Origin of the sequence: Alkalimonas mucilaginosa, from assembly GCF_036327005.1 — a bacterium.
Classification (GTDB): domain Bacteria; phylum Pseudomonadota; class Gammaproteobacteria; order Enterobacterales; family Alteromonadaceae; genus Alkalimonas; species Alkalimonas mucilaginosa.
In genome coordinates this window covers 207,967-220,185 of the sequence record NZ_JAUGZK010000003.1, presented here as the reverse complement: position 1 = coordinate 220,185, position 12,219 = coordinate 207,967, and the positions used below count along the sequence as shown (strand labels likewise).

9 protein-coding genes are annotated in these 12,219 nt (G+C 49.4%); 7 read left to right on the top strand and 2 right to left on the bottom strand.

Features of this window, described 5'->3' with window-relative positions:
- Nucleotides 1-26: 26 nt before the first annotated feature.
- The 6 genes from QWF21_RS05425 (at nt 27) to QWF21_RS05400 (ending at nt 6,974) form a co-directional block, all read left to right on the top strand.
- Nucleotides 27-1,856 (top strand): DUF3466 family protein, encoded by a 1,830-nt coding sequence (locus tag QWF21_RS05425; RefSeq protein ID WP_330087034.1) that lies wholly within the window; start codon nt 27-29, stop codon nt 1,854-1,856.
- 51 nt (nt 1,857-1,907) lie between these two features.
- Nucleotides 1,908-2,384, top strand: coding sequence for a TlpA disulfide reductase family protein (locus QWF21_RS05420; RefSeq protein WP_330087033.1), 477 nt, complete (start codon nt 1,908-1,910; stop codon nt 2,382-2,384).
- Between the two features lie 103 nt (nt 2,385-2,487).
- A complete protein-coding gene (locus QWF21_RS05415; RefSeq protein ID WP_330087032.1) occupies nt 2,488-3,615 on the top strand; it encodes a M14 family metallopeptidase in 1,128 nt (375 codons plus the stop codon).
- A gap of 51 nt (nt 3,616-3,666) precedes the next feature.
- Nucleotides 3,667-3,999, top strand: coding sequence for a zinc ribbon domain-containing protein (locus QWF21_RS05410; RefSeq protein WP_330087031.1), 333 nt, complete (start codon nt 3,667-3,669; stop codon nt 3,997-3,999).
- Nucleotides 3,989-4,270, top strand: coding sequence for a DUF1315 family protein (locus QWF21_RS05405; protein ID WP_330087030.1), 282 nt, complete (start codon nt 3,989-3,991; stop codon nt 4,268-4,270). Before QWF21_RS05410 ends, QWF21_RS05405 begins: the two co-directional genes overlap by 11 nt.
- Entirely contained in the window at nt 4,257-6,974 is a 2,718-nt protein-coding gene (locus QWF21_RS05400) for a DUF349 domain-containing protein (protein WP_330087029.1), read from the top strand. Before QWF21_RS05405 ends, QWF21_RS05400 begins: the two co-directional genes overlap by 14 nt.
- A 2-nt stretch (nt 6,975-6,976) precedes the next feature.
- Here the strand turns inward: QWF21_RS05400 and ansA are convergent, their stop codons facing one another.
- On the bottom strand, nt 6,977-7,996 hold the full coding sequence (ansA, locus tag QWF21_RS05395; protein ID WP_330087028.1) for an asparaginase: 1,020 nt from the start codon (nt 7,994-7,996) through the stop codon (nt 6,977-6,979).
- A gap of 63 nt (nt 7,997-8,059) precedes the next feature.
- The gene (gene sppA, locus QWF21_RS05390; RefSeq protein ID WP_330087027.1) at nt 8,060-9,940 is read right to left on the bottom strand and encodes a signal peptide peptidase SppA; all 1,881 of its coding nucleotides are present in this window, start codon (nt 9,938-9,940) and stop codon (nt 8,060-8,062) included.
- A 148-nt stretch (nt 9,941-10,088) separates the two neighbouring features.
- On the opposite strand from sppA, the gene QWF21_RS05385 reads away from it, so the two are divergent.
- A complete protein-coding gene (locus QWF21_RS05385; RefSeq protein ID WP_330087026.1) occupies nt 10,089-12,125 on the top strand; it encodes an NADPH-dependent 2,4-dienoyl-CoA reductase in 2,037 nt (678 codons plus the stop codon).
- Nucleotides 12,126-12,219: the final 94 nt, after the last annotated feature.

Genomic DNA, 12,219 nt, shown 5'->3' with positions numbered 1-12,219 from the left:
ACAGACGTATTTATAGGGGTTTTTGAATGAAATTATCACCCATCAGCCTGGCCATGGTGCCTTTTTTAACTGCCATGAGTGCTTCAGCTGCAGTGTACCAGGTGGTTGACTTAGGCGAAGTTGTCGATGCGCGTGCAACCTATGCAAACTCGGTGAATGATCAAGGTGTCTCTGTCCTGAATGGCCGTGAGTTGTACTCGGTGGATATAGACATCAGTCGGATAGACTTTGATAAAGAAGTGTTTGAAAACGTGTTTACTGAAGATCAGTTGGCAGAGTTGAAAAATGGCGAGTTGACGGCAACCACCCATGGTCTTTTGTATTCTTTTTTGTCAGGCTGGCCAAACAGCTACAACAACATCCATACCTCTTTAAGTGCCCGAGTTGCCAATTTAGTGGATCGTTATGAGTTTCAACCGGTGAGTACGGTAGCAGCCTCTATTGAACAAGGGCAAGGGGTTCAGCCGCTGCGCTTTTTAACCACGGACACTCAGATTGGTAATAATGAGCAGGTATTGGGGCAAAATAATCGCAATATGCAGGTTGGTTATGCGACGCCCACCTTTGAGTACACAGCCTTTACCCGCACGACAGACCCTGAAAGTGTTGAAGAGGGTAGCGAAGTGCCTGAACCAACAGAGCATATGATTTGGCGTCCTGTTGGCGCGCAACAACTGGGCGTGGTTCGGATAGGGAATGAAGTTCTCACCCTGACACCGGTATACTCTGAGTATGGCGGTGGTACAAGCATTGCTCAGGCAATTAGTGATGAAGGTTTAATTATTGGCGTCGGTAGTGTCGATATCAGTGAAAGCTTCATCACTTTAGTTGAAGATAACTGCGGTGGTTTTTCAGCTCCAGTCGAAAACTGTCTGCACTATCTTCACACTATAGCTGATGGCTATGTAAGCCGTGCTATGGTATGGCAACTCAATGATGATAATAGCGTTTCTTCGCCACAAATACTTGGTTTTCTGGGGGATAAAGGCAATAATGAACCGCATCCGGAGACTGAGTTACCAGACGTGCCTTACAGCAGTTTGGCCAATGCAGTGAACAATCAGGGCATTATTGTGGGCATTTCAACCTACTCTGACTCCAGCGACATTATTCGAACGGAACGGATTGACCCTTGGACTGGTCAGCGCATAACCCGGGAAAACATATATGCCAGCAACCGGGCTTCCATCTTTATTGGTGATGAAGTACACCCGATATTTCCGGAAACTGACCGTGAATGGTTGGCAAGCAATGCGACGGCAATTAACAATAACAACATTATTGCTGGCTTCGCAACCAGGTTTATTACGGGCCAGCAGCGTAACCGCATGTTTTATTACGATTACAATTCCGCTGAACTGGTGTTCCCGGAGGATTTCTTTGTTACTGCCAACACAATACCACGCGCTATCAATGATCAAGGCGTGATTGTCGGCCGGACGGAGGTGGTTATTTCTTCGGCCAAACGGCAGCGGGCTTTTATGTACAGCATTGATGATGGCAGCTTTATTGATTTAAACACTTACCTTGCATGCGATAGCGATTATACGCTGGTCGATGCAACCAGCATCAATAATAACAATGAAATTCTGGCTACCGCGGTGACTGAAGTACCCCTGCGTAACTCTTGGGGGGAAGTCTTAACGGATGAGGATGGCAACCCGCGAACTGAGTTCCAGGCCAGAGCGGTCAAGTTAACCCCGATTGCCAATGGTACTCCCAGCGAGTGTGGTGCTGTGGATGAGTCGACCTATGAGCGTAAAAGTGCCACCAGTTCGCTGTGGTCTGCTCTTGGGTTATCGTTACTGTTATTGATGCGTCTGCGCACAGGGCGTTCGCAGCGTAAAGCTCACTAATTAAGTGACCAGCCCTAGTCCGCTGTGGCGGGCTAGGGCAGTAAGTAGGTTATGACTCGATCTCTATTACTGCATCTGATAGCTGTCGTTCTGATAGTGCAAGCAGTATCCTGGTTCCGGGAGCGTTCTTTGCTGCCGACAGAGACCATGGCACCAATGTTTTATCACAGCACTCTGCAGCACGGCTGGTTTAGCCGGGATGATCTGCTGGGAAAACCTACCGTACTCTACTTTTTTGCTCCCTGGTGCAGCGTTTGCAAATACAGCATGCCCAATCTCGAAGCGATGCAGCGTGATGGCTGGAACATTGTGGCCGTGGCATTAAGCTATGAAGATCGGTCGGAGGTGGAAGCTTTTGTGGCTGACTTAGCGCTCAGTATGCCGGTTGTGCTGGGCAATGATCAATTGGCCCAAGATTACCAGATCAAGGGATTCCCTACTTACTATGTATTGGATAGCGAAGCCAGGGTGCAGCGCAAGTCGTTGGGATGGAGCAGCAGGCTTGGTCTTGAGCTCAGAGTGCGCTGAGATTTTTTATAGCACAACTTTATGGTACTCTTAGCAGCATAAAAGCTACAGCACAAATAGCAGTAAGCTGCTTGCTTACTTCACGACAACCACGGAAACCTGTATGAAAATTACCGCTCAATTCGACAGTGGCAATATTGATGTGATTAGTGCCACCGATCCAACCGATATCCGCCTTGAAATTCGCAAAGATAACCAATCCGATTTCTATCAGTGGTTTCATTTCCGTTTGCACACACCGCACATTGAAGCACATACCATCAAAATCACCAATGTGAATGGCTCAGCTTATCCAGATGGCTGGAAAGGCTATCAGGCGGTTGCTTCTTACGATCGCCAAACCTGGTTTCGGGTTGATACTGAATACAATGGCCAGGAGTTGGTGATTACCCACTACCCGGAAGCTGAGTCGATTTATTTTGCCTACTTTGCTCCCTACAGTTACGAGCAGCATCTGGATTTATTGCAACAAGCTCAGTTGCATGAGCGTTGCCAACTGGTTGAGCTGGGTGAAACGCTGGATGGGCGTGATATGAGCCTGCTGGTCATTGGTGAACCAGATGATAGTAAGCGCAAAATTTGGATCACAGCCCGTCAGCATCCGGGCGAAACCATGGCCGAGTGGTATGTGGAAGGTTTGCTTGATCGCCTGCTGGATGATGACGACGCTGTCGCTCGGAGTGTGCTGGATAAAGCTGTATTCTATGTCGTGCCAAATATGAACCCGGATGGTGCTGTGCGTGGTCACTTACGTACCAACGCTGTTGGCGTGAACCTGAACCGTGAATGGCAGTCACCTTCTATGGCGCAAAGCCCGGAGGTTTATCTGGTGCGGGAAAAAATGCTGGAGCTGGGCGTTGATATGTTCCTGGATGTGCATGGTGATGAAAATATTCCTTACAATTTTCTCGCCGGCAGTGAAGGGGTGCCTTGCTTTGATGAGCGTATGGGCAAGCTGGAGCAAAACTTTCGGCAGTACCTGCTTATGGCATCGCCAGAGTTCCAAAATGAGCATGGTTACCAGGTAGATGCACCGGGTACAGCCAATATGACAGTGGCGTCCAATTGGGTTGCCGAGCAGTTTAACTGCATGGCCTTTACCCTGGAAATGCCATTCAAAGACAACGACAAGCTACCGGATGAATTGTATGGCTGGAGCGATGTGCGCTCGATGAAGTTTGGTGCAGACAGTCTGACCGCCGTACTGGCGATTGTGGATCAATTGCGTTGATTGAAACTAGGCCAGCTGCAGTTGCAACTGGCCTTTACAAAAGGGGAGTTCATGGCCATTATCAGTTGCCCGTCCTGCGGGCAGAAAGTATCCGATAAGGCACCAGGTTGCCCTAAATGTGGTGCTGCCATAGCCGGGCTGGACAAAGAAAAACTGGCTGTGATGGAGCGCGATCGACGTTTAAACCTGAGTCAGTCCTTGATGACCCAATCGATGATTGCAATGGTGTTGTTTCTGGCGGGTTTCTTTTTTTATTGGCAACTGCCGCCTTATGGTTGGAAGTATTACGCGGCTATAGCAGCCATTGGCGTTGGTTTTATCTGGTATCTGGTAAACCGGGTGCGGATAATGATGTTAAAGCGAAAATCTAAACATGGATTTTGACTCTCTTGTTAGTGCACTCTCGCCGGAAACCTATGAAAAGCTGGCAGAGGCCGTAGCGACCGGTCGTTGGGCTGATGGCAGTCTCTTATCGGAGCAGCAGCGTGCACACAGCATGCAGTTGGTGCTGGCCTATCAGGCCAAAGTACTAAAAAGCAACGAACCTTTCACCATTGGAGCCGATGGCCAGATGGTGCAAAAAAGCAAAGCCGAGATGAAAGCATCCTGGCAAATGCAAACTCCTATTGCACGGTTTAACCATGATGATCTTTAAACGCCTGCTGCAGCCCAAATGGCAGCACCCGGATAGCGCAAAGCGCATAGAAGCCATTCAGCAACTGGTTGCAGAGCAAAGTGATTACAAAAAAATCCTGCACGAGCTGGCATTTAATGATGGTAGCTCCAAAGTGCGTCAGGCGGCTCTTGAAAAACTGAATGACTTTTCTTTATGGTGGCAAGCCAGCAAAAAAGAAGCATCCGAGCGATTGAGGCTGGAAGCCGAAAATCGGGTGGTTCAGATGGTGATCACCAATCAAATTTCGTTGCGGTTAAAACAACAATTTATTGAGCAGTGTCAGCGCAGCAGTGTGCTGGAGCAAATTTTGCGGATGGAGCAAGACAGCGATATTAAACTTAATTTGTTGCAGCGGTTGAACAAACAAGAGCTGTACTGTGCCGCGTTGCATGATGAAACGCTTGCACTGACTGCCCGCCAGAATCTGCTGTCATGCATTCAGGACGATAAAGAGTTGGAGCGCTTGCATAAGTCGCTGCAACCTGAGCTTGCAGAGCTAGTGGCACAATTGCTGTCAAAGCGGCAGCAACAAAGAGAATTGCCTGCCAAGCTGCGCAAACAAGCCAGCCTGATTGTATCCAAAATAAATGCATTAAAAGATCGCAACCCACCAGACAGTGAGTCGCGTTTTAGGCAGTACCAGCAGGAGTGGCTTGAGCTTACCGATGCATTGCGAAGTCTGGATGACTGGCCGGCGTTGGAAGAAAAATATCAACAACTGCAATCTTCGGTGCAGGCGTTTTTCGCCAGCAGCTGGCAGCAGGCAAAACAACAACAGGCGGCTGAAGATAAGCAGCAACAGCAGCAACTGCTCAGTTCGGGGATCCGCAAAGCCATCGCAGCACTGGAAATCGATTTACGTCAAAGCCTGGCAAATACCAACTTGCTACAAGCCGAGCAACTGCAGAGCCAGTTTTATGCTTTGCAAGAGCAACTACAACAGGCTGAGTTAGCTGCTGCTGAACAATTGGCGTTACAAGAGACGCTGGCAAAGCTCGAGCAGCAGCTGGTTGATTTGCCCAGGGTGGCCTTGCGATTTGGTCAGGCTGAGCAATGGTTGCAACAGTGGCGGGAGGAAAACTTACCGAGCCAGGTTGCTGATATTGCCAAGGCAAAACAACAGCTACAAGATTGGCAGCAATGTTGGCAACAGCTGTCAGCAGATTTGTCCCTGCCACTACCGAGTGAATTAAACCAGTCTTTTGCAGTGCTGTCAGAGCAGTGGCAATCCAGGCTGGAATCGCTGGAACGTACTTCGCAGCAACCCTATCGTCAGTGCCGCAGCAAATTGCACGAGTTTAAACGCTTGCATCAGGCCGGTAAATTTAAGGTGCTTTTTGGCCTTTTTAAGGGCATTGAACAGGACTACCAGCAATTGCTGCCGGAGCAGCAGCAACAACTGGATACTTTGTACCAACAGGCCTGGCAGCAACTGGAAGCGCTGAGTGACTTACAAGCTTTTATTGCCACGCCGCGCAAGCAGCAGTTGCTGCAGCAAATGCAGCAACTGGCTGAAGAGCCTATGCTGGATGCTTCCCAGCGTTCTGCTGAAGTAAAAAGAGCCCGCTCAGATTGGCTGTCACTTGGCAAGGTGAAAGAGGATGAAGCAGCAAACTGGCAGCAGCTCTTTGATGATGCCTGTGAGCGTGCTTTTGCTCCTTGCCGCGCATTTTTTGCTACGCAGCAAGCTGAGCGCGAACATAACTTAAAACAAAAGCAAGCCTTGCTGAGCCGGCTGCAACAGCTAGCCGCCGCAGACGATAGTAAAGATCTGGCGCAGACTCTACAGCAATTACAGCAAGAATGGCAGCGTGTTGGTCAGGTGCCCAAAGAGGCTTATACCGCGCTGCAACATAGCTATCAGCAACAGTGCAGGGAGCTATGGCAGCGGGTGAAACACCAGCAAGCCGGTTATGCTGCCAGTAAGCAGCAACTGATTGCAGAAGTGAAGGCTGCGATGCAATTAAGTGATACCGGTCAGGCGGCGGCTATTTTGAAGCAATGCCAGTTGCAATGGAAACAGATCCCTTTTGCCGGCAAAACGCAGGATGCTGAATTATGGCGTGCGTTCCGTGCGCTGTGTGATGATTTCTTTGCCAAACGAAAGTCGGAACATCAGGAGTTGCAACAGCAACGGCAGCAAGAGCAGCAGCAATGCCAACAACAGCTAACGGCATGTGAGCATGAGCTACAGCAAAGTGAACAGCCGCAGCAACTCAGTGTTATACGGCAACAGTTGCTGGCGTTGGATTTAAGCAGTTTTGCTTCCCTCAGCCGTATGCGGCAGCAGTTGCTGGAACAGTTGGAGCAAAAGCAACAACAGTTTGTCCAACATGAACAACAGCAATGGTACCATCAGTTGTTTACTGCCTTGCAAAGCGGTGCAAGCATGGAGTCACTCCCTGGTTATTGGCGTGATGCTTTGGCGCAGCAAGCTGATAACATGAGCAGAGCAGATCTCACCATCATACTTGAGCTGGTATCTACCGGACAGGTTCAGGATGCCACGGTCCCAGCACAGCATATTTCGGCATTAAAATTACAGTTGTTGGCTGAAAAGCACAATCAAAGTAGTAATTTAACCAAAGAAAATTTGCTCAAGCGCTGGTTAAGTCATGGTACTTTGCAACCGGATGAGACGGCTTTGCTTAGCCGGGTGGCGGCACTGTTTACGGCATCCTGAGCTCAGCTTTTGCTGAGCTCTCCCCGTAAATCCTGTTGCATTTTAAGGCGTGCCTGGTCGATGCTGATTGGTTGGCTTAGCAAATAATGCAGCTTTGTCAGGGTCGCTTCCAAAGTCATGTCATAACCACTGATCACCCCATGGGCCCTAAGGGCATTGCCGGTGGCATAGCCATCCATATTTACCCGGCCACGGAAGCATTGGGTGCAGTTGACAATAATGGTGCCACGCTCAGTGGCCTGCTGCAATGTTGCCAGCAACTCTGCTTGCTGGGGAGCATTGCCCACCCCATAAGATTTAATAATCAATGCTTTGACCGGAGCTGCTGCCATATTGGCAATCACATCAACGCTAATACCAGGATACAGAGTAACCACACTGACGGGTTGTGGCAGCACTGTCGCTACTTGCAGTGGAGAGCCATGTCGCTCTGTGGTGCTTAAGGCTCCAGCCTGCAACCGTATTTGGATGCCAGCTTCCAGCAGAGGTGGGTAATTGGGTGAAGCAAAAGCGTTAAAGCCATCGGCGTCAGCTTTGGTTGAGCGATTGCCCCGAAATAGCTGATTATTGAAAAACAGCGAGACTTCATGAATAGGGTACTCTGCCGCCAGGTAGAGTGCATTTAATAGATTGACCTGACCATCGCTGCGCAACTGTGCCAGTGGAATTTGCGAACCAGTGACAATGACAGGCTTGCTTAAGTTCTCCAGCAAAAAAGATAAGGCCGAGGCGGTATAGGCCATGGTATCGGTGCCATGCAATACCACAAACCCATCGTATTGCTGGTAGTTTTGTTGAATATCTTTGGCAATTTGCCACCAGTGGGCGGGTGTCATATTGGAGGAGTCAATCAGCTCCGGGTACTCGTGAATGGTGAATTCTGGCATTTCAGCCCGGAAAAACTCCGGCATGCCCTGAACTGTTTTAATTAAAAAGCCAGGGGCAGGAACGAAACCCTGGGAGGACTGTTGCATGCCAATGGTACCGCCGGTATAAGCGACGTAAATCCGTTTTTTATTCATCGAAGGCCTCATAAAAAAATGCCCGGCACAGGCCGGGCATTGTAGCTAAGATCATGCTGAGTGTCAGTCGATTTGGCACATCAGGCAGAAAGCATAGAGCCCCTGTGGGTCGTTAAAGTTGGACAGGGTGACAAAGTCATGCCGAAGTTGTTGAGTCATACGGTTAATCGCCTGGCGCTCTGGGCTCGTGCCAATTTGTGGCAACCAGCCCTGGTTCGCGGCACCACCAAAGAGCTCAATGACCATTTGTTCAAATGGTGACAGCTCGTGCCCAATGATTTTTACATCGTAGTTGCTTAATCCTGCCCGCTCTGCAGCAGCAGCAATGGCATCGTCAAAGCTACCCAGTTTATCGACCAGGCCGTATTGCAGGGCATGCTGGCCAGTAAATACTCGCCCTTGCGCTACTTTATCTACTTCTTCAAGGCTCATACCGCGATGTTCACCAACCAGGCTGAGGAAGTCTTTGTAGCCACGTTCGATCAGCAATTGGAAGATGTCTTTTTCGCGTGGTTGCAGGCCTTTATAAAATGGCAGCCCGGAACTAAAGCCGGCTAATTCGGTAGTACCGACGCCATCTACATTAATTCCCAGCGCATGAAAACTATCTTCCAGGCTGTGAAACAAGCCAAAAATCCCAATGGAGCCAGTGATGGTGGTCGGGGATGCCCAGATCTCTGTCGCAGGTGCTGCAATCCAGTAACCGCCAGAGGCTGCAACCGCACCCATCGAAGCAATGACTGGTTTCCCTGCCGCACGCAAAGCCATAACCTCACGGCCAATAATTTCAGAAGCAAAGGCACTGCCACCGCCACTATCAATGCGAAGCACCACTGCTTTTACTTTGTCGTCGTTACGGGCTCGTCGCAGCATGGCAGCTGTGCTATCACCACCAATGGTGCCGGCTTTGGCATTCCCATCGACAATCATGCCACGTGCAACGATGACCGCAACTTTGTCAGTCAGTGGGTTATCAAATGACTGCCGTGGCACTACCAGGCTCAGGTAGTCGTCAAAGGTGACATGGTTGTAGGTTTGGTTGTCGTTCTCACCAACCAGGCTGATCATTTTCTGGCGAAACTCCTGCTGGGTGCTCAAGGTATCTACCAGGCCCAGTGCCAATGCCATACTTGCTAAGTCACCATCTTGTTGCTGCAGCTTTTCAAAGAAAGTATCACGTGTTTCAATAAAGCTTGCCGGTTCGAAGCCGCGGCGCTCAGCCACCTCTGCTTTGTAGTTATGCCACAAGTCGTTTAACCAGAACAAAGCGTCTTGTTTTGCTTCGTCAGACATAGTGTCGCGAATAAAAGGCTCTACAGCAGATTTGTAGGTGCCAACCCGGAAGACATGGGTGTTTACTTTCAGCTTTTCCAGGGCACTTTTATAGAACATGGGGTAACTACCATAGCCTTCCAGCAGCACTGCACCCATAGGATCAAGATGTACTTCGTTGGCGTAGCTGGCAAGGAAATATTGCCCTTGGCCGAAATAGGCACCCCGGGTATAGATATGCTTGCCCGAAGCTTTGAACTGTTCTAGTTCTTTACCTATGGCCTGTAATTTGTCCAGCGAAGCACGGCCAAGGCCGGACAGATCCAACACCATGGCATGAATACGATCATCCTTGGTCGCATGCTGAATCACCTGCAATACATCGGACAGCAGAATTTCAGCCGGATCGGATTGGCCACCCAAGCTTTCGTTGACGATGGTGGAGAAGGGGTCGACAAAGCGCTTTTCTTCGACGATGTCACCTTGTAAATTCAGTACCAAAGCTGAGGTTGCCGGGACCTGAACCTTATCTTTGCCACTGAAAATGCTGATCAGCAGGATCAACACAATCAGAATAAACAGGGTGTTTAAAATAATAGAACGAAAAACTTTGTAACCATGCCAAATGCCTCCGAAGAAGCGACGGACTATTCCAGGGTTGGTTGCGGACATAGATGGATTCCTACACAACAATAAATCTGATCTTGGTGATACTATGCTAGCGAATTTAAGCACTAAAGATAACTGCAATTTGTAAGTAAATGTACATATTGCGTATCTGGGGTAAAACAGCTACCCTCTAACGGACAAGTTAACAGGTATGACCAGAGAGGGCGATGTGGCTTACCAATATTTATTACAGCCTTTGGATTTGGGTTTTACACAGCTGCGCAACCGCGTAGTTATGGGGTCCATGCATACTGGCCTTGAGGAAGAAAAAAACGGCTTTAGTAAACTTGCTGCATTTTATGCTGAGCGTGCTAAAGGAGGGGTTGGTCTTATCATTACAGGGGGCATTAGCCCGAATTTCCGGGGCAATCTGGTGCCTTTTGGTAGCCAGCTTAGCTTTGGCTGGCAAGCAAAAAAGCATACTGAAGTCACCCAGGCAGTGCATGCTCATGGGGCCAAAATTTGTTTGCAGTTGTTGCATGCAGGTCGCTATGGCTATCATCCTTTTAATGTAGCTCCCAGTAAAATCAAATCACCTATTACCCCTTTTACCCCATCCGAAATGTCCGGCCGGCAAATTAAAAGCACCATCCGTGATTTTGCTAAGGCGGCAGAGCTGGCGAAAAAGGCTGGTTACGATGGGGTGGAAATCATGGGCTCTGAAGGCTACCTCATTAACCAGTTTATTTGTCAGCGGACCAATCAACGCACTGATGAATGGGGGGGCGATTTTGCCAACCGCATCCGCTTCCCATTGGAAACCATTAAAGCAGTGCGTGAGCGGTGTGGGGACGATTTTATTATTGTCTATCGTCTTTCCATGTTGGATCTGGTAGAAGACGGCAATAGCTACGAGGAAGTGGTAGAACTTGCCAAAGCTGTATCTGCCGCAGGTGTCAGCATCATCAATACCGGCATTGGCTGGCATGAAGCGAGGATCCCAACCATCACCACCCGGGTGCCCCGGGCTGCTTTTAGTTGGATCACAGAGCGGGTTCGTCAGGAAATTACTATCCCAATCATGGCGACCAACCGTATCAATACACCGCAGGTAGCCGAAGATATCCTGGCCAATGGTCAGGCGGATATGGTGTGTATGGCACGGCCATTTTTAGCCGATGCAGATTTTGTCAATAAAGCTGCCGCTAATAAAGCCGATGAAATCAATACCTGCATTGCCTGCAACCAGGCCTGCCTTGATCACGTGTTTCAGAAAAAGCGCGCCAGCTGCTTAGTCAATCCGCGGGCTTGTTATGAAACCGAACTGAATTTCGAGTCTGCAGCTACACCTAAAAAATTGGCGGTGGTCGGTGCCGGTCCGGCTGGCCTTGCCTTTAGTGTCTATGCGGCGCAGCGTGGTCATAAGGTGACCTTATTTGATAAATCGCATCAGATAGGTGGTCAGTTTAACTACGCCAAGCAAATTCCTGGTAAAGAAGAATTTTATGAAACCCTGCGTTATTTTGGCCGGATGCTGGAACTGCATCATATTGAACTGCGCTTAAACAGCGAACAGAGTGTAGACTCTCTGCAGCAAGCTGGGTTTGATGAAGTGATCCTTGCGACCGGTATTGTACCAAGGCCTGTCGATATTGAAGGCATTGAGCACCCGATGGTACTCAGCTATCTGGATGTATTGCGTGATCACAAAGCGGTCGGTAAGAATGTAGCTATTATTGGCGCTGGCGGCATTGGTTTTGATGTGGCCGAGTATCTGACCGAGAACCATTCCCTGACGCTGCAACCAGATGCCTGGCTCAAAGAGTGGGGCGTTGATAAAGCCTACCAGGCACGTGGTGCTTTGTTGCCAGAGCATCGGCCTGAACCTGCATTGCGCAAAATCTATTTGCTGCAACGCAAAAGCAGCAAAGTGGGTGCAGGCCTTGGCAAAACATCCGGCTGGGCGCACCGCGCCTCGCTTAAAAGTAAAGGGGTAGAAAGTATTGCTGGTGTGCAATACCGTAAGATTGATGATCATGGTCTTTGGATTGAAATTGCAGGTGAGGAGCGGTGTCTGCAAGTAGATAATGTCATTATTTGCGCCGGACAAATGCCTTTGCGTGAGCTGCAAGCCGGACTGCAGGATGTTGGTTTGCCGGTGCATCTGATTGGTGGCGCGGATGTTGCTGCTGAATTGGATGCCAAAAGAGCCATCCGGCAGGGTGCTGAATTGGCTGCCCGTATTTAGTTTCTGTTTCATCCCCCTTGCTGGTTGCACCAGCAAGGGGATATCTGCTCCTTTCCTTCCTGAATCTCTTGTCGCTGATGCAAAGCTTTGCTAG

What these genes read in the sequence shown, in the direction of transcription:
- ansA (WP_330087028.1), bottom strand. Translation starts at nt 7,996, where the DNA reads ATGAATAAAAAACGGATTTACGTCGCTTATACCGGCGGTACCATTGGC.
- QWF21_RS05420 (WP_330087033.1), top strand. Translation starts at nt 1,908, where the DNA reads ATGACTCGATCTCTATTACTGCATCTGATAGCTGTCGTTCTGATAGTG.
- sppA (WP_330087027.1), bottom strand. Translation starts at nt 9,940, where the DNA reads ATGTCCGCAACCAACCCTGGAATAGTCCGTCGCTTCTTCGGAGGCATT.
- QWF21_RS05400 (WP_330087029.1), top strand. Translation starts at nt 4,257, where the DNA reads ATGATGATCTTTAAACGCCTGCTGCAGCCCAAATGGCAGCACCCGGAT.
- QWF21_RS05385 (WP_330087026.1), top strand. Translation starts at nt 10,089, where the DNA reads ATGACCAGAGAGGGCGATGTGGCTTACCAATATTTATTACAGCCTTTG.
- QWF21_RS05405 (WP_330087030.1), top strand. Translation starts at nt 3,989, where the DNA reads ATGGATTTTGACTCTCTTGTTAGTGCACTCTCGCCGGAAACCTATGAA.
- QWF21_RS05425 (WP_330087034.1), top strand. Translation starts at nt 27, where the DNA reads ATGAAATTATCACCCATCAGCCTGGCCATGGTGCCTTTTTTAACTGCC.
- QWF21_RS05410 (WP_330087031.1), top strand. Translation starts at nt 3,667, where the DNA reads ATGGCCATTATCAGTTGCCCGTCCTGCGGGCAGAAAGTATCCGATAAG.
- QWF21_RS05415 (WP_330087032.1), top strand. Translation starts at nt 2,488, where the DNA reads ATGAAAATTACCGCTCAATTCGACAGTGGCAATATTGATGTGATTAGT.